The organism is Peribacillus sp. NPDC097198 (genome assembly GCF_044762055.1).
Classification (GTDB): Bacteria; Bacillota; Bacilli; order Bacillales; family DSM-1321; genus Peribacillus.
The window spans coordinates 33,087-55,369 of record NZ_JBIWDO010000005.1 but is presented as its reverse complement, the minus strand read 5'-3'; the positions used below and the strand labels follow the sequence as shown (position 1 = coordinate 55,369).

Annotated in this window: 20 protein-coding genes, 1 pseudogene, 1 riboswitch and 1 other annotated feature; of the genes and pseudogenes, 5 read left to right on the top strand and 16 right to left on the bottom strand. The window is 44.1% G+C overall.

Features of this window, described 5'->3' with window-relative positions; all coding sequences use genetic code 11:
- Window positions 1-140: 140 nt before the first annotated feature.
- The 3 genes from leuS to ACIQXQ_RS10245 form a co-directional block, all read right to left on the bottom strand.
- Entirely contained in the window at window positions 141-2,555 is a 2,415-nt protein-coding gene (gene leuS, locus ACIQXQ_RS10255; protein WP_402957047.1) for a leucine--tRNA ligase, read from the bottom strand.
- A 53-nt stretch (window positions 2,556-2,608) separates the two neighbouring features.
- Window positions 2,609-2,837 (bottom strand) — a binding site (T-box leader).
- Window positions 2,838-2,996: 159 nt separating this feature from the next.
- The gene (locus ACIQXQ_RS10250; RefSeq protein WP_402875099.1) at window positions 2,997-3,260 is read right to left on the bottom strand and encodes a DUF2524 family protein; all 264 of its coding nucleotides are present in this window, start codon (window positions 3,258-3,260) and stop codon (window positions 2,997-2,999) included.
- Window positions 3,261-3,347: 87 nt separating this feature from the next.
- Window positions 3,348-3,851 carry an SMI1/KNR4 family protein gene (locus ACIQXQ_RS10245; RefSeq protein WP_402875102.1) on the bottom strand — a complete coding sequence of 168 codons (504 nt, stop codon included), beginning with the start codon at window positions 3,849-3,851 and terminating at the stop codon, window positions 3,348-3,350.
- A 164-nt stretch (window positions 3,852-4,015) separates the two neighbouring features.
- Here ACIQXQ_RS10245 and mnmL point away from each other — a divergent pair, with 164 nt between their 5' ends.
- Together mnmL and mnmM are read left to right on the top strand one after the other, a co-directional pair.
- A complete protein-coding gene (mnmL, locus tag ACIQXQ_RS10240) occupies window positions 4,016-4,981 on the top strand; it encodes a tRNA modification radical SAM protein MnmL/YtqA (RefSeq protein WP_402957045.1) in 966 nt (321 codons plus the stop codon).
- The gene (mnmM, locus tag ACIQXQ_RS10235) at window positions 4,978-5,550 is read left to right on the top strand and encodes a tRNA 5-(aminomethyl)-2-thiouridylate-methyltransferase MnmM (RefSeq protein WP_402957043.1); all 573 of its coding nucleotides are present in this window, start codon (window positions 4,978-4,980) and stop codon (window positions 5,548-5,550) included. The genes mnmL and mnmM overlap by 4 nt, the downstream gene beginning before the upstream one ends.
- A gap of 78 nt (window positions 5,551-5,628) precedes the next feature.
- On the opposite strand, the gene ACIQXQ_RS10230 is transcribed toward mnmM, so the two are convergent.
- Complete coding sequence (locus ACIQXQ_RS10230) at window positions 5,629-5,841, bottom strand: hypothetical protein (RefSeq protein ID WP_402957041.1); 213 nt, start codon at window positions 5,839-5,841, stop codon at window positions 5,629-5,631.
- A 41-nt stretch (window positions 5,842-5,882) separates the two neighbouring features.
- On the bottom strand, window positions 5,883-6,686 hold the full coding sequence (locus ACIQXQ_RS10225; protein ID WP_402957039.1) for an alpha/beta hydrolase: 804 nt from the start codon (window positions 6,684-6,686) through the stop codon (window positions 5,883-5,885).
- 214 nt (window positions 6,687-6,900) lie between these two features.
- On the opposite strand from ACIQXQ_RS10225, the gene ACIQXQ_RS10220 reads away from it, so the two are divergent.
- Window positions 6,901-7,419 carry a gamma carbonic anhydrase gene (locus ACIQXQ_RS10220; protein WP_402957661.1) on the top strand — a complete coding sequence of 173 codons (519 nt, stop codon included), beginning with the start codon at window positions 6,901-6,903 and terminating at the stop codon, window positions 7,417-7,419.
- Window positions 7,420-7,560: 141 nt separating this feature from the next.
- On the opposite strand, the gene metK is transcribed toward ACIQXQ_RS10220, so the two are convergent.
- The gene (gene metK / locus ACIQXQ_RS10215) at window positions 7,561-8,757 is read right to left on the bottom strand and encodes a methionine adenosyltransferase (RefSeq protein WP_402875116.1); all 1,197 of its coding nucleotides are present in this window, start codon (window positions 8,755-8,757) and stop codon (window positions 7,561-7,563) included.
- A gap of 168 nt (window positions 8,758-8,925) precedes the next feature.
- Window positions 8,926-9,089: riboswitch (SAM riboswitch) on the bottom strand.
- Window positions 9,090-9,666: 577 nt separating this feature from the next.
- Between metK and pckA the strand changes: the two genes are divergently transcribed.
- On the top strand, window positions 9,667-11,250 hold the full coding sequence (gene pckA / locus ACIQXQ_RS10210) for a phosphoenolpyruvate carboxykinase (ATP) (protein WP_402875118.1): 1,584 nt from the start codon (window positions 9,667-9,669) through the stop codon (window positions 11,248-11,250).
- 241 nt (window positions 11,251-11,491) lie between these two features.
- On the opposite strand, the gene ACIQXQ_RS10205 is transcribed toward pckA, so the two are convergent.
- The 7 genes from ACIQXQ_RS10205 to ACIQXQ_RS10175 all read right to left on the bottom strand — a co-directional run bounded on the left by ACIQXQ_RS10205 (window position 11,492) and on the right by ACIQXQ_RS10175 (window position 17,979).
- Complete coding sequence (locus ACIQXQ_RS10205) at window positions 11,492-13,180, bottom strand: methyl-accepting chemotaxis protein (RefSeq protein WP_402957037.1); 1,689 nt, start codon at window positions 13,178-13,180, stop codon at window positions 11,492-11,494.
- 276 nt (window positions 13,181-13,456) lie between these two features.
- Window positions 13,457-13,594, bottom strand: a complete 138-nt coding sequence (locus ACIQXQ_RS10200) for a hypothetical protein (protein WP_402957035.1) — start codon at window positions 13,592-13,594, stop codon at window positions 13,457-13,459.
- A 129-nt stretch (window positions 13,595-13,723) separates the two neighbouring features.
- Window positions 13,724-15,085, bottom strand: coding sequence for an MATE family efflux transporter (locus ACIQXQ_RS10195; RefSeq protein WP_402957033.1), 1,362 nt, complete (start codon window positions 15,083-15,085; stop codon window positions 13,724-13,726).
- A 24-nt stretch (window positions 15,086-15,109) separates the two neighbouring features.
- A complete protein-coding gene (locus ACIQXQ_RS10190) occupies window positions 15,110-15,682 on the bottom strand; it encodes a TetR/AcrR family transcriptional regulator (RefSeq protein WP_402957031.1) in 573 nt (190 codons plus the stop codon).
- 156 nt (window positions 15,683-15,838) lie between these two features.
- Complete coding sequence (locus tag ACIQXQ_RS10185; protein ID WP_402875132.1) at window positions 15,839-16,609, bottom strand: TSUP family transporter; 771 nt, start codon at window positions 16,607-16,609, stop codon at window positions 15,839-15,841.
- Window positions 16,610-16,908: 299 nt separating this feature from the next.
- A complete protein-coding gene (locus ACIQXQ_RS10180; protein WP_402875134.1) occupies window positions 16,909-17,151 on the bottom strand; it encodes a DUF2584 domain-containing protein in 243 nt (80 codons plus the stop codon).
- 39 nt (window positions 17,152-17,190) lie between these two features.
- Window positions 17,191-17,979 (bottom strand): alpha/beta hydrolase family protein, encoded by a 789-nt coding sequence (locus ACIQXQ_RS10175; protein WP_402957029.1) that lies wholly within the window; start codon window positions 17,977-17,979, stop codon window positions 17,191-17,193.
- A gap of 180 nt (window positions 17,980-18,159) precedes the next feature.
- Between ACIQXQ_RS10175 and ACIQXQ_RS10170 the strand changes: the two are divergent.
- A pseudogene (locus ACIQXQ_RS10170) lies at window positions 18,160-18,666 on the top strand (ABC transporter substrate-binding protein); the annotation flags it as partial.
- Window positions 18,667-18,684: 18 nt separating this feature from the next.
- Here the strand turns inward: ACIQXQ_RS10170 and ACIQXQ_RS10165 are convergent.
- From ACIQXQ_RS10165 to ACIQXQ_RS10155, 3 genes are all read right to left on the bottom strand, one after another.
- On the bottom strand, window positions 18,685-20,286 hold the full coding sequence (locus ACIQXQ_RS10165) for a recombinase family protein (protein WP_402957027.1): 1,602 nt from the start codon (window positions 20,284-20,286) through the stop codon (window positions 18,685-18,687).
- A 61-nt stretch (window positions 20,287-20,347) separates the two neighbouring features.
- Window positions 20,348-20,554 (bottom strand): hypothetical protein, encoded by a 207-nt coding sequence (locus ACIQXQ_RS10160; protein ID WP_402875142.1) that lies wholly within the window; start codon window positions 20,552-20,554, stop codon window positions 20,348-20,350.
- A gap of 152 nt (window positions 20,555-20,706) precedes the next feature.
- Window positions 20,707-22,137 (bottom strand): DHA2 family efflux MFS transporter permease subunit, encoded by a 1,431-nt coding sequence (locus tag ACIQXQ_RS10155; protein ID WP_402957025.1) that lies wholly within the window; start codon window positions 22,135-22,137, stop codon window positions 20,707-20,709.
- Window positions 22,138-22,283: the final 146 nt, after the last annotated feature.

Genomic DNA, 22,283 nt, shown 5'->3' with positions numbered 1-22,283 from the left:
CTTGGTTTTTCATTACATATTACCATAAAAATACATATCACAATATGGTCCTAATATTTATAAATCGACGAATGTCCCTTTCCAGGGCAACACAAAAAAAGAGCTGCCCCGGCCAATATGCGGGGCAGCTCTTTTGATTGTTAGTTTGCGACGATGTTGACTAATTTGCCAGGTACGGCAATGACTTTACGGATCGTTTTGCCATCGATCTGTTCTTTGATGGCGTCTTCGCCCATCGCGATTTCTTCGAGTTTTTCTTTCGTCGTATCAGTCGGCACCATAAGTTTGGCTTTGACTTTTCCGTTGATTTGAATGACGATCTCCACTTCGTTATCGACGAGCTTCGCTTCGTCGAACGCAGGCCATGTTCCGTAAGCGATACTTTCAGAATGACCCAGCTTAGACCAAAGTTCTTCTGAGATATGTGGTGCAGCCGGTGCTAGCAATTTCACGAAGCCTTCGATATATTCTTTCGGAAGTGCTTCCGCTTTGTAGGCATCGTTGATGAATACCATCAGCTGTGAAATCGCCGTATTGAATTTCAATTCTTCATAGTTCTCGGTCACTTTTTTGACAGTTTGGTGATACACTTTTTCAAGCTTGCCACTGTCATCCGTTTCGACCAATTTATCGGTCATCGTACCGTCTTCATTGACAAGTAAGCGCCAGACGCGATCCAGGAATCGGCGTGAACCGTCCAATCCGTTTGTCGACCAGGCAATGGATGCATCCAATGGCCCCATGAACATTTCGTACATGCGAAGCGTATCCGCACCATGGCTTTCCACGATGTCATCAGGGTTCACGACATTCCCTTTTGATTTACTCATTTTTTCATTGTTCTCGCCAAGGATCATCCCTTGGTTGAATAAGTTTTGGAACGGTTCTTTCGTTGGTACGACACCGATGTCATACAAGAATTTATGCCAGAAGCGCGCGTACAATAAGTGAAGCACGGCATGCTCGGCACCACCGATATAAATGTCGACCGGCATCCATTCTTTCAATTTTTCCGGATCGGCAAGAGCTTCCGTATTGTCCGGATCGATATAACGAAGGAAGTACCAGCTACTACCTGCCCATTGTGGCATGGTATTCGTCTCACGACGGCCTTTACGTCCGTTTTCGTCAACTACATTCACCCAATCCGTGATGTTCGCAAGTGGTGATTCACCCGTTCCTGAAGGCTTGATGTCCGTTGCCTTAGGTAGAAGTAATGGAAGCTCTTCTTCCTTAAGTGCTGACATGGTGCCATCTTCCCAATGGATGATTGGAATTGGCTCACCCCAGTAACGTTGGCGGCTGAACAACCAGTCGCGAAGGCGGTACGTGATTTTTTTCGTACCGATCGCTTTTTCTTCCAACCATTTAATCATGGCCGTGATGCCTTCTTCTTTATTCATTCCATCCAGGAATCCGGAGTTCACATGAAGTCCGTCGCCCGTATAGGCTTCTTTCGTCACATCTCCACCAGCTACGACTTCTTTGATTGGCAAGTCGAATTTGACTGCGAATTCATAATCACGTTCATCATGAGCAGGAACCGCCATGATTGCACCCGTTCCATAGCTGATCAATACATAATCAGCAATCCAGATCGGCATCTTTTCGCCATTGACCGGATTGATTGCATAAGCACCCGTGAACACGCCTGATTTATCTTTTGCAAGGTCCGTTCTTTCCAGGTCACTTTTATGTTTCACTTCGTCTAAATAAGCGTCAACGGCAGCACGTTGTTCAGATGTCGTGATCTTATCCACGAAAGGATGCTCTGGAGCAAGAACCGCATAGCTTGCACCGAATAATGTATCCGGACGCGTCGTGAACACCGTGAATGATTCATCGAATCCATCGATCGTGAACGTGACTTCAGCCCCTTCAGAACGGCCGATCCAGTTACGTTGCATATCCTTGATGTTTTCTGGCCAATCCACATCATCCAAATCGTCGATCAGACGGTCGGCATAAGCTGTGATGCGCAACATCCACTGCTTCATTGGACGGCGTTCGACCGGATGTCCGCCACGTTCACTTTTCCCATCGATTACTTCTTCATTCGCTAAAACCGTACCAAGTGCCGGGCACCAGTTCACAGCGACTTCATCGATATAGGCAAGGCCTTTTTCGTATAATTTCAAGAAAATCCATTGTGTCCATTTATAATATTCCGGGTCCGTCGTATTGATTTCACGATCCCAGTCATAAGAGAAACCAAGCGCCTTGATTTGGCGACGGAACGTGTTGATGTTGTGTTCCGTGAATTCAGCCGGGTCATTCCCGGTATCGATTGCGTACTGCTCTGCTGGAAGACCGAATGCATCCCAGCCAATTGGATGGAGCACATTGTACCCTTGTGCCCGTTTCATCCGTGCCAGAATATCACTCGCCGTGTATCCTTCCGGATGTCCAACGTGAAGACCCGCTCCAGATGGATAGGGGAACATATCCAGCGCGTAGAATTTACGTTTGCCGCTATCTTCTCCCGTTTTAAACGTTTTGTTCGCTTCCCAATATTGCTGCCATTTCGTTTCTATGCTTCTATGTTCAAAACTCATTAGACTTCCTCCTATTTTCCGTATAAAAAAACAATAAAAAACCCCTCATCCCAAATTGGGACGAGAGGATTATGTATATCTTCCCGCGGTACCACCCACATTGGCGACAACAAACAATCGCCCAGCTTAAAAGTTCCGTAACGTGGATTGGACGCCAGGCATTACTATCGCTTCACACCTGTGACTCCAAGACGAGTTCACAATCAATCCAGGTTGACTTGCACCATCCGTCAACTCTCTAAACTGGTTCTAATTGCTACTACTTCTCTTCATAGTCTTTATAAGAATATTTGATTTTATTTCATTCTAGTCAATTTTACCGATAATTGCAATAGCCGGTCACCAACATTATCTCCAGGTTTTTCATTATATATGCATCACCATTCAAAATCGTGCACATTGGAAAAGGGAGCTATGCTTCCATAGCCCCCACATACACCTTTAATGACGCAATAAAATCATATCATTCTTTATATCATTCAATTGCTGTTGCATCCTTTGAAGCATATCCCGTTGCTGGGCATCCGCACTTCCATACATTTTGTCCAAATTTGTCAAAGCCTCTTCGATATAAAGCTGTGACTTCTGGAATTCCTCATCACTGTAATGGCCCAGCCTTGATGCTTCGTTATATTCATAATCTGCAAATCGGAGAGCCCCTTCGCATTGCTCCAATAACTGACCAACGGATTGTCTAGTTGCCATTTCAAACCCTCTCCTTCACGTTCGTTTGGATGACATTACATCATCACAATTAGTTTGAACTAAGAACGGGAGGATTATCATTTTTTTTCACTTATCCCAGAACTTTACCCCTTGATGGGAAATGAACTGCTCCAGCCACTCCGCGAAACCCATATGAAGCGGCTTGCTTTCATCGAAATCATCGATATGACCTTTTACCATGATATAATCCTGCTTGCCTTTGGCCACGTCATTTCCATGGATCACAATATTATCTTGATAAATGCAGGCCACCTTATAACAGCCTTCATAATCTTCTTCATACGTGTAATTTATGATATCCTCAAGGCTGTATAAATCATTTTCGCCCCCGGATTCAACATGATCGAACAGGCGGCACCCATTCGTTATCTTCAAAAATGCTTTATATTCATCTGGCAGCAGCAAACCGGTCTTTTCCTCAAAAGCGAGGATTTGTTCGTCCGAGGCAGGAGAATTGAAGGTACACGTTGCATTGAACACAGTCCCATCATCATTGACTTCTAGCACCTGGTTATTTTCTGCTAATTTCTTTTTCATTTGATTTATGACTTCTTCTACTTGAACGGTCATATTCATCAGCTCCCGACTCAATTTAGATAAACGAACACACCTGTTTAACTATCTAAAATTAACCTTCAAGATACATTATACGCTTCTTTTTTAAGAAAAAGACCTATTCTCCGGAATGTTGTATAATATAGGTTGCGCTTTATTACACGTAGGAGGTTGCTGATATGGATCAAGCAAACCCGTTTATATATGCAACGGATAACAAACGATATCATACTTGGAATTACCATTTACGCCATCACTTTGGCCATAAAGTTTTCAAAGTTGCGCTTGACGGCGGTTTCGACTGTCCGAACCGTGATGGCACAGTCGCACATGGCGGCTGCACCTTCTGCAGTGCCGCAGGATCGGGGGATTTTGCAGGCGATCGCGTCGAACCGCTTGATGTCCAATTTAAGAAAGTCAGTGAAAAAATGCACCACAAATGGAAAGACGGCAAGTATATGGCCTATTTCCAAGCGTTCACGAACACGCACGCCCCTGTCGCAGAGCTTCGTGAAAAGTACGAAAGCGTCCTCACTCAGGATGGAGTGGTCGGGCTTTCCATCGCGACACGCCCGGACTGCCTGCCTGATGATGTAGTCGACTATCTAGCCGAACTGAATCAACGTACCTATCTTTGGGTCGAGCTTGGCCTGCAGACGGTCCATGATGAAACGGGGAACTTGATCAACCGGGCCCACGACTATGCTTGCTACAAGGAAGGCGTCGATAAACTGCGTAAACACGGGATCCGAGTCTGTACCCACATCATCAATGGCTTGCCTAACGAAGATTATGCAATGATGATGGAGACCGCACGTGAAGTCGCTAAACTGGATGTCCAGGGAATCAAGATCCACCTGCTTCACCTTTTGAAAGGAACGCCGATGGTCAAGCAATATGAAAAAGGGATGCTTGAATTTCTTGAACGGGACGATTATGTAAATCTCGTATGCGATCAGTTGGAAGTCATTCCCCCAGAAATGATCGTCCACCGCATTACCGGCGATGGCCCCATAGACTTGATGATCGGGCCGATGTGGAGCGTCAATAAATGGGATGTCCTGAACGCCATCGATGCCGAACTGAAACGCCGCAATAGCTGGCAGGGAAAACATTATCAATCAGAGGAGGTCCCATCACCATGAAGCTGAATCGCGTTTTGGATTTTGCGAAGCTACTTCTTGAGAGAGCCGTTCAACAAGGGGACATCACCGTTGATGGAACGATGGGCAACGGCCATGATACCGTCTTTCTCGCCCAATTGGTCGGCGAAACCGGTCATGTCTATAGTTTTGACATTCAAGAGCAAGCCATTCACACTACCGCGAATAAATTGGAAACGGAACATTTACAAAAGCGTTGCACCCTTGTCCACGATGGACATGAACAGCTTGATACGTATATCACCGGGGAACATGCGGGAAAGATCACCGGGGCCATCTACAACCTTGGCTATCTACCTGGAGGCGATAAATCGATCATCACGCAAGCCGATACGACAATCGCTTCTCTTGAAAAACTGTTCGACATGATGGCGCCAGAGGGCATCATCGTCCTCGTCATCTATCACGGCCATCCAGGAGGAGAAACGGAACGGGATGCGTTGATGCACTATGTACAGAACCTGTCTCAACAAAAAGCCCATGTCCTGAAATACGACTTCATCAACCAAGTTCATTCTCCTCCGTTCCTCATTGCGATAGAAAAAAGGTAGAACTCCCACCACCGTTCAATAAACGGTGGTGTTTTTGTAATTTCGACCGATTTTTTCGAACTTTTAAACTTTTACCCATTATAATGAGGAAAAAATGGATAAGTGGGTGTAGAAACATGGAACAATTATCGACTTCGTTACTGGCAGGGCAGATTTATTGACTGAGAAAATCAAACGAGATACAAGTGAATCATTTGGCCAATTCGTCACTAGCCTGACTGCATTGACCGAAGATAGAACACGATGGAAGAATTGAAGCCGTTCGAACATGTCTTTGACAAGTTCCTCCAAAACAAAAAGCTGCTGAAGTTTCTCAGCAGCTTTTTTCTTATTTAAACGACATAGCCCAATATCTTCAACCGGTTTTCAACGAAACTCAGTGCATATTGAAATACGTCATCCCGCTCCGGTTCATTGAAAATTTCATGATATAGTTTCGGCCATTCCTTGTATTGCTTTTCGCTGGCCAAGTTATAGTTGAACCACTCCCGGACCGCCTTTTTGTTGACGACCTTGTCATCTCCGCCCTGCATCATCAGTAAAGGCACGTCCTGAAACTCTGGAATCTCTTCAAAAGCATCCTTCATTGCCTGTACAAGCTCCCGATACCAGCGAACGGAAACTCTGGTAATGTACAATGTATCGTTCGTATCCGATTCACGGATTTCCGAATTCCTCGTCGCCATTTGGGGAGTTAACCCTGAATCTACCCGGAATTTTGGCATCACGATATTCATGCCGTGTGAAATGGCGGTTAAGTATTTGGGAGGATGCGTCATCAGGCCGAGGCATGGCGATGATAAAATGACCCCCGCGATGTCCCATTCTTCCTCCTGAAGCAGGCGGATCGCAATCAACCCACCCATGCTATGTCCTAATAAAAAGACAGGAAGGGAATAATCGTATGCATCTTCAATCCAGCTTTTTACTTCTTCTAAATATTCGTCAAAGGAATCGATATGCCCCCGGAAGGCGCGTGTCGTCATTCCCTGCCCGGGTAGGTCGCCCATGACGACATGGTATCCGGCTGAAAGCCACATTTGTGTTAACCACTTGTAACGGCCATGATGCTCCATTGCCCCATGAATAATGACGATGACGCCTTTTGCATCTCCGTCCGTCTCCCATTTCCACATTCGAAATCCCCCTTTCACTTTTCTCTAGTTGTAAACGTTCCATGCAGAATGAAAAATAATCTATATGGTAAATTATAACCACATTTTCGGTTTTCGACAAAAACGAAACCTAATTAATTGTGCTCAATCAAATAGTAGCCAAGGCTATTTTGATACGGTATATTAAAATAATACAGCAAAATTATCCACTTCGGAAAGGAAATGATGAAAATTGATTATTTATCCATTCAAAGGCATGGAACCAGAAATTTCCGAAAGCGCCTATCTTGCTAAAAATGCCGTCGTGACAGGCGATGTCAAAATCGGTGATGAATCAACGATCTGGTTCAATACCGTCATTCGCGGCGATGTGGCACCCACCATCATCGGGAAAAGAGTAAGCGTGCAAGATAACAGCGTACTTCATCAAAGTCCCAATAACCCACTGATAATCGAAGATGAAGTGACCATTGGCCACCAAGTCATTCTACATAGCTGCAAAATTCGAAAGAGAGCCCTCATCGGCATGGGTTCGATCATCCTTGATGGAGCGGAAATCGGTGAAGGTGCCTTCATCGGTGCAGGGAGCCTTGTCCCCCAAGGAAAGGTTATCCCGCCGAACACCTTAGCCTTTGGAAGGCCGGCCAAAGTCGTTCGTGAAATTAATGAGGAAGATCGCCAGGATATGGATCGCATTGTCCGGGAATATGCTGAAAAAGGACAACTCTATAAACAGGCTGACCGAATAAAGTAACACCAATCGTATGATTACAAAAAAACGCTTAGCTAAAAATAGGATTCCTTGAATTATTCCCTAGGAAGCCATATTTAATCCTATTTTTGCCCATCAAAAAAGGTGCCTTGCATTAAAGCAAGGCACCTTTTCTCATATGATTTACGCTTTAGCTTGTGTTTTTAAAGCTTCTGCTTTATCCGTACGCTCCCAAGGCAAATCAACATCTGTACGGCCGAAGTGACCATATGCAGCTGTTTGCTTGTAGATTGGGCGACGTAGGTCAAGCATCTTGATGATACCAGCTGGACGTAGGTCGAAATTCGCCTCTACCAATTCCACTAGCACCTCTTCACTTACTGTTCCCGTTCCAAATGTATCGATTGAGATGGATACAGGCTTAGCCACGCCGATTGCGTAGGCCAATTGCACTTCCGCTTTGTCAGCCAGGCCAGCAGCTACGATGTTCTTCGCAACGTAACGAGCGGCATATGCAGCAGAACGGTCCACTTTTGTTGCATCTTTACCAGAGAAAGCACCGCCGCCGTGACGAGCGTATCCGCCGTACGTATCAACGATGATTTTACGGCCAGTAAGACCAGCATCCCCTTGAGGTCCGCCGATTACAAAACGGCCAGTCGGGTTGATGAAGTATTTTGTATCTTCATTGATTAAGTCAGCCGGTACGACCGCATTAATCACATGTTCTTTTAAGTCGGCTTGAATTTGTTCAAGTGTCACTTCAGGATCATGTTGTGTGGAGATGACGATTGTGTCTACACGTACAGGTAGGTTATTTTCATCATATTCAACCGTTACTTGCGTTTTTCCATCAGGACGTAAATAACTTAGCGTGCCATCTTTACGAACTTGAGAAAGACGGAATGATAGCTTATGAGCCAATGAAATGGGAAGTGGCATAAGCTCTTCCGTTTCATTGCACGCGAATCCGAACATAAGACCTTGGTCCCCTGCACCGATAGCATCGATTTCCTCATCGGACATCGTACCTTCACGTGCTTCCAATGCTTTATCAACACCCGCTGCAATATCAGCAGACTGCTCATCGATCGAGCTTAGCACGGCACAAGTCTCGGCATCGAAACCATATTTCGCACGAGTGTACCCGATACCTGCAATCGTATCGCGGACAATGCGTGAGATATCCACGTAAGCCGATGTTGTAATTTCTCCAGCAACAAGTACAAGACCTGTCGTTACACTTGTTTCACACGCAACGCGCGCATTTGCATCCTTAGCTAGGATTGCATCTAAAATGGAATCTGAAATCTGATCACAAATTTTATCCGGATGGCCTTCTGTCACAGATTCAGAAGTAAATAGACGTTTCTTTGACATCTTATTTCCTCCTTGGAAGTTAGTATGTTGTAGGCATGAGCCTGATCTTTTACGGAACTCGTTTCCCTTATTAGTTTCAATCATAGACACAGAATTAATGAATAAAAACACAAAAACCTTCCCTGGCAAATGAGGAAAGGTTTAAAAATTCTATCATCTATCCTTTCACTCTTATCGTTCAAGGGTTTTTTACCTTGCTCAGGTTAGCACCATCACCACTATTCCTTGAAGGTTCATCGCTTTATTTTCGGCGATTGACCTTGGAGTCAAGTTCAATATGGCAGGTTGCTGGGTTTCAAAGGGCCTGTCCCTCCACCAACTCGGGATAAGAGAATCCGTACAATTTAAGATACTATCGTATTTAGTCGGAATTTGTCAATGTTTTTCTAAAAAGAACATTTTTCCCCAATGAAAAATAAAAAAACTTTTTATCTGGCACAGCCGGACTATAAATAGTATCCTTAAAGAGTGTAAACTAAGAAGATAAGACCATTGACTTACAATGGATAAATCGGACAAAATGAACATACCATCCGACCCCCATATTCATCCCTTTTTCAGATACATAAATGGTTGTTCACTTCTTTTCTTCCTATTATAAATGAAAAGGTACACTAATCCTAAAACGGGACTTCACAAAGACTTGTGGCAGCAATCGTTTTTCACATCCTAGATTCACTTCATCCAGATCGTCTCCCGATTCAACCAGATTCAAAAACATCCATCCAGGATGACTCACTGCAAGTATATGCCCGCACTATACATAAGGTTACACTCGAAGTGAGATAATTGATTAATGTGACTATTCCATTTTCATTCACAAAAAAAGTTAAATAGTATAGACTATTTAATCCAATGTGTTATACTAATTGTATTATAAAAACTTAAACAAAGGAAGGTATCTCATATATGAATTCTGTTGACGTTAATGAGTTACACCAATTATTAGCAGGAAATAATGTGCAAACTCAACTCTCAGTTCCTCAATTAGTTGAAAAAGTATTAAGCAGAAATGAAGGCGTTTTAACTTCAACCGGCGCAGTAAAAGCTGAAACGGGCAAATACACGGGCCGTTCACCTAAAGATAAATATATTGTGGAAGAAGCTTCTGTAAAGGACAAAATTGACTGGGGCCCAGTGAACCAACCCATTTCCGAGGAAGTATTCAATAAACTATATAGTAAAGTTGTGGACTACTTAAAGACAAAAGAAGAAGTCTTTGTCTTCAAAGGTTTTGCTGGAGCAGACGAATCATCACGCCTTCCTATCCGAGTGGTTAATGAATATGCTTGGCACAACCTTTTCGCTCATACATTGTTCATCCGTCCGAATGAGGAAGAACTAAGAGGGCACGAAGCAGAATTCACCATCCTTTCCGCACCTAATTTCAAAGCGGATCCAGCAGTTGATGGAACGCAATCCGAAACGTTCATCATGGTATCATTCGAACGCCGTACTATCCTAATCGGTGGAACTGAATACGCAGGTGAAATGAAGAAATCGATTTTCTCAATCATGAACTACCTACTTCCGGAAGAAGAAATCCTTCCAATGCATTGTTCGGCAAACGTAGGTCGTGAAGGCGATGTCGCTTTATTCTTCGGATTGTCCGGTACTGGTAAAACGACTTTATCTGCCGACACGAACCGTAAACTGATCGGTGATGACGAACACGGCTGGTCTTCTAACGGTGTATTCAACATCGAAGGCGGATGCTATGCAAAAACCATCAACCTTTCACGTGAAAAAGAACCACAGATCTTCGACGCCATCCGTTTCGGCGCCGTATTGGAAAATGTCGTGGTAGATCCCGAAACACGCGTGGCGGATTACGATGACAGCTCATTAACGGAAAACACCCGTGCTGCATACCAAATGCAAGCGATCGATAACATCGTGAATCCAAGTATTGCGGGACACCCGAATACAATCATTTTCTTAACGGCTGATGCTTCTGGCGTACTGCCTCCAATCAGCAAACTTTCTAAAGAACAAGCCATGTTCCACTTCTTGAGCGGATACACAAGCAAATTGGCAGGTACAGAAAGAGGCGTGACGTCTCCTGAAGCAACATTCTCTACATGCTTCGGTTCACCTTTCCTACCACTTCCTGCTACACGCTATGCTGAAATGCTTGGAGAAAAAATCGACGAGCATGACGCAAAAGTATACCTGGTTAACACAGGATGGACTGGCGGAGCTTATGGAACTGGAAGCCGTATGAAGCTTGCTTATACTCGTGCCATGATCCAAGCAGCACTTGAAGGTGAATTAGCCAACATTGAAACCGTTCAAGATGATATCTTCGGCTTGAACATTCCGGTTCATGTTCCTGGTGTTCCTGATGAAGTGCTTCAACCAATCAAAACATGGGCAGACCCTGCTGCATACACAAAATCAGCAAAAGACCTTGCCGCTCAATTCCGTGCAAACTTTAAGAAATTCGGTAGCGTACCAAACGAAATCGAAGAACTTGGCGGGCCGATTGCATAATAAAGATAGGAAAAAGGACCAAGCGAAAATCGCTTGGTCCTTTTCTTTATCATCAAAGCAAGAATGCATAGTCCCTGGATATCCTCCTCTTCCCCACATTAGCTTTCTACGCGCACACCCCTTGGCTATCCCCATCCCCTTCCTCCTATTTCATGTGACAAGCCGCATTGCAACAGAAAAAACCCGAACGACTAAAACACCGTGGGAGTGGTGTTCATCGTTCGGGCTCTTCATCGTGTTCCTAAATCTTGAAATGGCTTACTTCCTTCTGTAGGTTTTCGGCCAGGATTGCTAGTGATTGGGCGCCTGTCGTAATCTGTTCATTCGCCGCTAGCTGCTCTTCTGTGGCTGCACTTGTATCATGTGCCCGTTCAGCAGCGCTCACCGCAATTTCCTTTACGGAAGTGGCCCCTGCTGCCACCTCTTCGGTCATGGCTTGAATGTCTTCGATAGCATTGGATGCCGACTCTATCCGTTTTCCCACTTCACCGACTGCCACTTTGATCTGGTCGAACACCTGCAAGGAATTCTCCGATGCAATGAGTCCATCTTCGGCTTTCTTGGTTCCCATCTTGATGGATTCCACCCCTTTTTTGGTCGCATCTTGAATCATGCTGACCATGTTTGCAATCTCTGAAGCGGACAATTTCGATTGCTCAGCCAGTTTCCGGACTTCATCTGCCACGACCGCAAAACCCTTTCCATGATCCCCGGCACGGGCAGCCTCGATCGCGGCATTCAATGCCAGTAAATTGGTTTGGTCGGAAATGTCCGTAATCAAGGCTGTCACTCTTTGAATATCACTTGAATGGCTCGTCATCATTTCCATGATTTTCGCCGAGTCCTGAATGGTGGAATTGATATGATTCATTTCCTTTGTCACCGCATTCATGCTGGATGATCCCTCACGAACTAGCGAATTCACCGTTTCAGCAGATTGAAGCATGTCGACATTGCTTTCCGTAACTCTCCCGACGGCTGCAGCCATTTCATTCATGGAATCCACCGAATTTTCAATAATGACCACCTGCTGATTCGTTCCTTGCATATTATCCTCTGCCGTTTTAGCAACCATCTCCGAAGAGGCAAGGCTTTCCTCGGAACTGGCCGACATTTGCTCCGCTTGAACGGCTAACTGGCTCGAAGAATCCCTCATACTCGAGACTATCGACTTCAGTTCATTAACCATTTTGTTGAATGCACCGGCCATTTCCCCAATCTCATCCTTGTTCCTGACCTGTATGCTTTCCACCTGGAGATTCCCTCCAGCAACCTCACCAATAGCCGCAGTGAGCTTGCGGACCGGGCGGGTAATGCTGCGACTCAGGACAGTCGGCATTACGATACTAAGTATGAAGCCTCCGATGATGACCAACGTGATGAAGCTCAGCATATCCTTCACCAAAGCATCAATCTCTTTCCTTTTCTCTTGCATATAAACCTTCTGGTTGTCACTTAACTGTATGGCTTTTTCGATGATTATTTCTTCTAGTACACTGGTCTCTTTCGCAATGACCAAAGCTTCCTGTGTTTTCTCTTTCTGGACATTATTGATTATTTGTTCTGAAAGTTCTGTATACTTCTGTTTTGCTTTATATGCCTCTTCCAGTAAAACCCGATCTTCTTTCTTTTCCATCGTCTTTTCTAACTCTTTATAGGCACCTTCAAACCTATCATACTTCTCGGACCGGCCTTCTAAATACTTGGCATCTCCATAGATCATATATCCCCGAATATCGTTGGAGTAATCTTGCTGATTGATGATCAGGTCATCCACAAGTTGAGTCTTTTTCACGCGATTATCCAATAAAAACGTATATTGTTTATTAAGATCATCGATAATCAACAAATATACAGTTCCAATGGCCAATAAAAATACAAGTAAAGATAAAAAACTACCCCATAATTTTTTTGATACAGTTAATTTCATATAGCATCCCCCAAGTCGGTTTTCTATCTTCTTTGACCATCATATAAGAGTATAAAGTCCTATATCCATTTTACCATATTCTACATAATATTTTGTCACTTCAAGGAAAAAAAAACCTAATGCTCGTTAAAGAGTCATTAGGTTTCCTCGTCTTATCCATATCTCTTTTTCTTTTTAGACATAACAAAACCCCACCTCTACTATTCGTAACGGGTGGGGTTTCTATAGGGCTTCCACATCGGCTAGATCCATCTACAAGAACACGTCCTTTTCAATTTAAATGGCTAATTTGCTGTATTCGTCTAACTGATCCTCGGTTAAATGTTTGATGAAATGGTGAAAGTTAATCGACTCGATTCCATATCTTTCGCAAATCATTAAATAGGTTTCATACGCTTTAGTATACATATTCATTTTACTTTTCCTCCTCTGTTATATAACAAATTATTTATTGTATTAATAATATATAACAGGGTGGATCATTCTGTCAATATTTTTTCAGAAATTTTAAAAAACAAAAAAAGACCACCGAATAGGTGATCTCTAAATTCCATGACCTCTTTTACCAAAAAACGTACCTTCTCTTTTCAAATAAAGCAGGATGGTACAGAAAATGACTACTTCTGATAAAGGAATCGACAGCCATGCCGCATTGGTTCCGAATAGGAAAGGAAGGGTTACCAGGAATATGAGCATGAAGAGAAATTCCCGGCCAATCGTGATCCAGGCTGCCATCTTGACTTGCCCGACCGATTGAAAATAGGTCATCATGACGAAGTTGACCCCCATCAGAATATACCCGCCAAAGAAAATCCGAATGCCGATTGTCGCAAGTTCCTTCACGTCTTGTGAAAAGTCCCCGAATAAAGCAACTATATACGGTGCCGTCACTTGTCCGAGTAAGGTAATGAATACCCCCGCACCGATGGCCGTAAAAATGGCGATGCGAACCGTCTCGCGTTTTCGCTTCTCATCTTTTGCTCCATGGTAATAGCTAACGAGCGGTTGGATGGCCGACCCGATGCCAAGAAACATCAATAGCATCACACTGTGGGCATAATTGACGATGGAAAAGGCGGACAATCCGTCCGTTCCCGCCAACCGGGAAAACACATTGTTATGCGCAATCGTAAAGACGGATACACCGAGTTCAGATAAAAAGCTGGGAAAACCGATGGACATGGTCAAAAGGAAAAGCCGCTTATCAAAACGGAACTTGACCAGACGAAGGGTATTTTTCTTCGTGAAGAAATGGGCGGAAAGCACGACGATTCCAAGCGCCGACGCGGTGATTGTCCCAAACGCGATTTCACGCACCCCTAAATCGAACACATACAAAATGATATAGTTCAATACGAAATTCGAAACAGCCGTCACGATCAATGCCGTCATGGCCAGTGTCGGATTTCCATTATTCCGGATAAAAATACTCAAGGCATTTTCTAAGGTGAAAACAAAACCGAGCATCAAGAAAACGTTCATATAATCCGTCGCAAAGGGAGCGGTCGCTTCATTTGCCCCTAATGCGAAAACGAGCTGATTGTGAAACATATAGGCAATCAAACCAATGACGATGGTGAAGCCTGTAATTAGAACGATGGAATGCGTAAAAATGAAGCGGGAACGCACATAATCCTTCGCTCCCATGCTTTGGGAGTATAGCGTTGCACCGCCGACACCAATCCAGATCGACATGGCGACAAAAATGGTATAAATGGGCCCAGCAATATTTACCCCTGCAAGGGCAACGGACCCAAGTTTGTTACCGACCATGACGCCATCGACGACAAAGTTCAATGCCATCAAGATCATTCCGATCATGGAAGGAATCAAATAGCGTAAGAAGATCTTTCCTGTCGATTCTATTTCCAGAAGACTTTTCTGTTGTTGTTCTCTCATTGCCATGTTCCCATCTCCTATTGCTTAACCTTACTTGGAAATTCCGCTCCAAAATACGGTCCATAATGCGTCAAATTTATCTTCCAACCGCTTAGGGTCATCGGAGTATACAAGTTCGACCAAGATGGCCACGATCACACCTGTGTAGGCCAATGTTAGCGTCCGGGCATTTCCCGAACGAATCGCCCCTTCTGCTATCCATGAATCGAATAACTTTTCTAACAGTGCTTCCTGTTGATTCTCGAGATCCGCCGCTTCCTGCTGCACCTCTTTATACAAATGGGTAGGCGGAAAGAACTCCATCCTGAGCCAGAACTTTAAATTCTCATTTTCCTGAAACATCCTTCTCATCTCATCCAAGAATCCATATAGCATCCTTTCCGGATCTTGTTTTTGCTTAAAATACGCCTCATAGAAGGATAGCTCCATCTCCTTGGCATCTGTAAGGACGGCTAAAAATAAATCATCCTTTCCTTTAAAATGAGAATAAATCGATTGTTTTTTAATTCCCACATCATCAGCTATTTGAGAAAGCGACGTGCCCTCATATCCGTTAACCGCAAAATGTTTGAGTGCCGCTTTTTTAATTTCTTCACTTTTCATTACCTTCACCCTTCATCAACCAATATTTTACCCGCACTGGTACGCTCATTATCCTAACGAACGTTCGTCAGGCAATTATCACACAGAAATTCCATTCTGTAAACAGGGAAAAGCAGCCGCAGATCATTCCACGGCCACTGGTATGTATACTTGCATTTAAATCACATGGAAATAGTTTAAGATATTCTTGCCGATCAATAAGACGGTGACGCAAATGAATAATAGCCTAACATAGGAAGATCCCTTTTTAATCGCGAAGTTCGTCCCGACTAAAGCCCCGGCCACCATGGCGATTCCCATCGGAATTCCGTAAGCAAAATTGACCGTGCCCATCGATAGGAAAACAACGAGTGCTGCAATATTACTGCCAAAGTTCAAAATCTTGGCATTGCCAGCCGCTTGAACAAAATCAAATCCTATGATCAAAAAGGCAAACAATAAAAAAGAACCCGTCCCTGGTCCAAGAAAACCATCGTAAAAACCAATTGCAAAAATGACCACTAACATCAGGATGAGCTTATTCCGGGTCAATCCCTTATACAAGGTTTCTTTACCCCAATCCTTTTTGACGATCGTGTAAATCGCGACAATCACTAATATCAACAGAATCAACGGCTTCAATATGTCAGGCGAAACAAAGTGAACGACATAGGCCCCCAATATCGACCCGATTATGGTCAGCGGCAAAAACTTGATGACAAATTTGAAGTTCACTTTCCCTGCCCGAATAAATGAAATCGTACTCGTCAAGGAACCCATCGAGCTCGAAAACTTATTCGTCGCTAAAGCCGCAGATGGTGAAATTCCCGTAAACAATAAAGCAGGTATGGAAATAAGACCGCCCCCGCCCACAACAGAATCAATGAACGCAGCGATGAAACCCGCTATCACCAAAAACAGCAACGTATAAAGATTAATATCCTCCATCTACATTCCTTCTTTCAACAGCAATATCTCATCCATTATACTCCGGTGTCCCGGATTTTTTATAAATATCAAACAATTCTTCATAAAATTTCGGTTTGATCTTATAACGTGGGCGAATCAACGGCCCACGACCGGTCTGCACGCTGTGAATGTTGAATTATCCGCGTGAATGTCGAATTAATCGCACGAACGTCGAATTATGTGCCACCAATGGCGGAATGCTGGATAGTTCGGTCGAATTCCGTCCGTTCTCTACCACATAAAAAAGCGCATGCTAGATTCGCATGCGCTTCATGTATTCAATTCGTTGAATTCAGTGAGATCAATTGATATGTAATGTTGGTTTTTTCATTCATCCATTCGACTTTGCGGATGACGGCCGTTCCACTTGAATCGGATTGAATCGTTTTACGGACATCAATCGGGATGTCGATTGGATATATTCGGTACCCGGCTTTCGTCAGGCTGAACACATTTTCTTCTTCACGAATTTCGTTTCCCTTTGTCACGATCATGGTGTTGAGTTCCATAGGCATGCCCATGTATATCTCCTCCTCTGGTCAATATACTTCATTCTACCATTATTCGGTTTTACTTTTCATCCAAGTTGTTAAATCTTCGACCACTTTTCGATTGACCGCAGGCGGGAAAAAATGCGTGAATTGTGGGAAATACCAACTTTCGACAGGCTTATCGTGGGCCTTCAACCTTTTTTCCAGTCGATAGGCGTGTTCCACCGATACATTATCATCCCTTTCCCCATGAATGATCAGAACCGGAACATTCAATTCCTCGATGGCAAACAACGGCGTCCTGTATTCATATTGCTCCGGGCATTTCTTAGGACTACCACCGATGACCCTCTTCATCATCCGCCGCATATCGACTCGTTCGACATACGTCATGAACATATCCGACACTCCACCCCATGTGACAAGGGACGCAGCCGTCTGACAATGGATCGCCGTCCATAGTGCCATGATGCCACCCCGGGAAAAGCCGAGGATATGAATATGCTCCTTATTCACCCGTGGATGCTGCTCCAACAGGTTAAAGCCTGCTATCGCATCGAACCGATCTTCTCCGGCAAAATCCTCGTCCCCCTCGCCGCCTTGGTTGCCCCTATAAAACGGGGCAAAGACGATGAACCCTTCTGCCGCATACTGGATGATACGTCCAGGCCTTACCTTGCCGACGTTTTTAATGCCACCCCGTAAATAAAGGAAAGCATCGTGAATGTCCCCATCCACCGGCTCAGCCAGTAATCCCTTTACCTTCAAACCTTGAGACATGTATGTGACTAAAAAAAGGTGAATGCCAGGATGTGGTGAAGGGAACCGTTGCTTTGAAATCATCCTTCCGTTCTCCATGTTCCGCTCCCCCTTTCTGTTTCCCTTATTGTAAAACATTCAATCGATTTTATCCCCTGTTAGGCATTCACCATTTTCCCACTCGTTCATACGATAAGATAGGCAAAATTCCTATATATCAAGGAGGAAGGTAAATTGAAGAAATGGTGTAAAGCGGGTGTCCTATTTTTACTTGTATGCATGCTAGTCATTCCCCTTGGGGCATGTGGTTCAAAGAAAGAAGAAACGACGAAGGTCCGTGTGGCCGAAGTGACACGCTCGCTTTTCTATACGCCGCAATATGTCGCGATTGAAAAAGGTTTTTTTGAAGAAGAAGGCCTAAAAATCGATTTAAAAACGACTGCTGGCGGCGATAAGACGATGACCACTCTACTGTCTGATGGTGCGGACATTGCACTCGTCGGATCGGAAACATCCATCTATGTCCAGGCGCAAGGGTCCAGTGACCCGGTCATTAACTTTGCCCAGCTAACGCAAACGGATGGGACCTTCCTTGTTTCACGTGAAAAGATTGAAAATTTTGAATGGGATATGTTGAAAGACTCCACCTTCCTCGGACAGCGTAAAGGCGGAATGCCGCAAATGGCGGGGGAATTTGTCTTGAAAAAACACAATATCGACCCGCAAAAAGATCTGACGCTCATTCAGAATATTGATTTTGCGAACATCGCGACCGCATTCGCATCCAGTAACAAAATGCATACTTCAAGGCGCCTCGCTATCAGGAAGTTCCTCCGTATTTTCATGTAAACATTCCCGAAGAGCTAAATTGAACGTAATCTGGACTTCATTTTTTCCAAAAACCACTTTATCCACAACCCTGGAAAGCATAGCCTTTTTCAAATCATTGTCCGCCTGCTCGAATTCGACCTCCCACTGGTCAGCTAGATCGACATGCCTTGATGAGGCTTCCTTTTCGATATTTGCTTTCAATCCTGTCATACGTGCCGTACTTTCAGCTATCTTTTTCTCTACACTTCCCATGGCACCCGACAGTTGGTCCGGGGTAAATGCACTATCTCCCCCCAATGATTTGATGATTTCACCATGTAGCTTAGCCAATTGCTTCGTCAGAACCTGATGTTCCTTCTCCAGCTGCTTTAGGTTCCGCTCAAGCTGGGCTAGATGTGATGCCTTGTGAGAGGAGAGAGCGAAGTAGGAGCCTATATCCAGTTGAGACAGAACGGCCTTCACCCTTTTCATCACGATGGCATCGTATTTTCTGCCTTCCCACGTACTGCTTACATGTTCGCCATTCATCCTGCCTTTATTAAGCGGGCACCTATAGCGATACATAACTTTGGCGGAGTGATCCTCCTTCCCCTTACTTTTGCGGTACAAGTAGTTGCCACTCAACTTTGCCCCACAATACTGGCAATAGGCCAACCCCGAAAGCATCAGCTTCCCTGCCAACGGGATGCCTTCCTTGTCTTGCCGGTTTAATTTACTGCTCCTTGCACTCCTGATCCGCTCCGCTTCCTTGAATACTTCATCCGGAATAATTCGTAACTTCTCATTATATGGCTGTGTATTTCCGTCTTCCCCATTAAAGCCTTTATAGCGTTTGTTCCCGATATAAATCGGGTTGGCCAAGATGCGCTGAATGGTACTTACCCCATATATGTTCCCGTCCCTATTTCGATAGCCTTTGTTGTTCAAGTAATCAACAATTTTTCGATACCCCATGTGTCGGTCCACGTATAAACGGAAAACCAGCTTTATCATGGCGGACTCTTCCTCATCCACCGCCAACTCTTTCAGGTGTCTGTCTTTGTTCTTCCAATGCACCCGGTCTGTTTCAAGGATTCTATAACCAATCGGGGCGGCCCCACCTTGAAAATAGCCTTGCTCACTTAGCTGCTTTTTAGCTTCCCGTACCCTCATAGAAGTTTTCTGGCTTTCCCCGTCGGATTGCCAGAAACTGATATAGTTCAACAGCTTGTCGATATGTGTTTCCGTGTTCCGCTTTCCTTCTTGCGTGGACCAGACCTCTACGGCATTCTGATTCAGGAAATTGACGATTAAAGGCGTTTCATCCTCCCGCCTCCCTAATCGGTCAAACATGAACACCAAAAGAACATCCAATTCCTTGTCCAGGGCCCCTTGTTTAATCGTATTCAGGGCATCCCTTTCGTCCGCTTTCTTCGACCAGCCCGAAACCCCTTTTTCTATTAATTCCTGAGTGATGCGCCAATCCGGCCTATTTTTCACGAATTCTTGGCATGCGTTTTTTTGAATGGGAATATCATCATCCGTAGCCATCTGCTTCATGGTGGATACTCGATACAGGCACCAAACCCGTTTCATTTGCACACCCCTTTTTCCCTGTTTCATTCGGTTAAAATAAAACCCTCATTAAAACGGTGCCTCAAAACCATATCCCCCTAAAAAACGCTTTAAGCCCTTTTCTCGCCACCTCGTTCCTCGCCTCACTCTTAGCGAACTTCAAAGTCACCTTCACCTTATAATCGGAGATCTCCAACAAATAATCGTATTCTTCATCTGTTCTGTGCTGGTATTCCGTTGTGTCCCATACAATCAGTTTCCCTTTCCCTCCATTTGCTTCCTCTGTCATCGCCATCACCCCGTTGCCATGGATTCCTATAATCTATGGCCGTCACGATGATAGTATTAATAGTCTTCTAATCACTACCCGTAGAATACTGGGGCAGAATGAGATACATAAGGATAGAAAAAAGCCAGTACCCGAAAGTACTGGCTGACCAATTATGATGGTTGTTTAATCTTTGCTTTAGACGGAACAAACAGGGTTAACACGAACGCGATAATCGCTAGGATGGTCATGAAATAATAGGCATCACTCGAACCCAAGATCGAAGCTAGTGCGCGGATGGATTCACCTGTAGCATTTGGTGTATCCCCCAACAATGTGTCCGCATGCTTTGTCGTTTGTGCCGTAAACACGGTAACGACAATAGCCGTTCCAATTGCCCCTGCAATTTGGCGAACCGTATTATTCACGGCTGTACCATGTGTCACTAGTGTTTTCGGTAAGGCATTCAAACCAGCCGTGTTTAATGGCATCGTAATAAAGCTCAATCCTATGCGAAGGAAAATGGTCCGCACCATCAAAAAGACGAAGGTCGTCGATTCGGTTAAATCTGTAACCACCCACATGGACGGAATGATGAAAATCAACCCGATGATGAATACCGGTTTCGCGCCTAAGCGGTCAAACAATTTCCCCGTGACCGGAGACATCAAGGCGTTGATGATAGCACCCGGCAATAATAATAAACCGGCGTCAAATGCAGTGAATCCTCGACCATTTTGTAAATAGATCGGCAATAGGATCATATCCGCATACATCATCATCGTAACGAAGATGTTAATGATGGAAGTTAGCGTAAATACTTTATTCTTAAAAACCGATAAGTTAAGGAACGGATCAGATGATTTTATTTGTCTCATACAGAAAATCGCTATCGTCACGATCCCTACAAGTATGGTCATTATGACAACCTTATCATCCCACCCATGGCTCCCGGCATTACTGAAGCCATATAGAATAAGACCAAATCCGATGGTTGATAAAATAACACTTGCTACATCCAACTTCACTTTTTCCGTTTCCGAAACATTGATTAAATATTTCACCGCTAATAATATGACGATCACGACAAATGGAATGATCCCGATGAATAACCAGCGCCATGAATAATATTCAATAACGAAACCGGCCAATGTCGGTGCAATGGCTGGAGCGAATATGATCGCCAGTCCCATCAACCCCATCATGCTTCCCCTTTTTTCTGGAGGGAAAATAAACATGACGACGCTCATTAGCAATGGCATAATAATTCCTGCCCCAATGGCCTGAATCATACGTCCCATCAGTAAAATAGCGAAATTCGGTGCTACCGCGCACAAAATAGAGCCAATTAATAAAAACAGCATCGAACTTATAAATAATTGGCGTGTAGAAAAACGTTTCATTAAATAGGCCGTAATCGGGATTAACACCCCATTCACCAACATAAACCCAGTGGATATCCACTGCACGGTTGTAGCAGATACAGAAAATACCTCCATTAAGTTACTTAGTGCAACGTTTAAAAGGGTTTGATTTAAAGTGGATAAAAAACACCCTAAAATCAACACGGTTAATAATACCTTTTTATTGATTGGTTCCGACATATTACCCCTCACTTCATTTGCTTTTTTAACACCTTGTCAATAAAATAGATAGTACCATTCATTTTTTTGGATGCCTATTCACAATTTGTTATGAAGTGTTAATTAAACAACAGATTTTTAAAAAATATTGAAGAAGTTCGAGATAA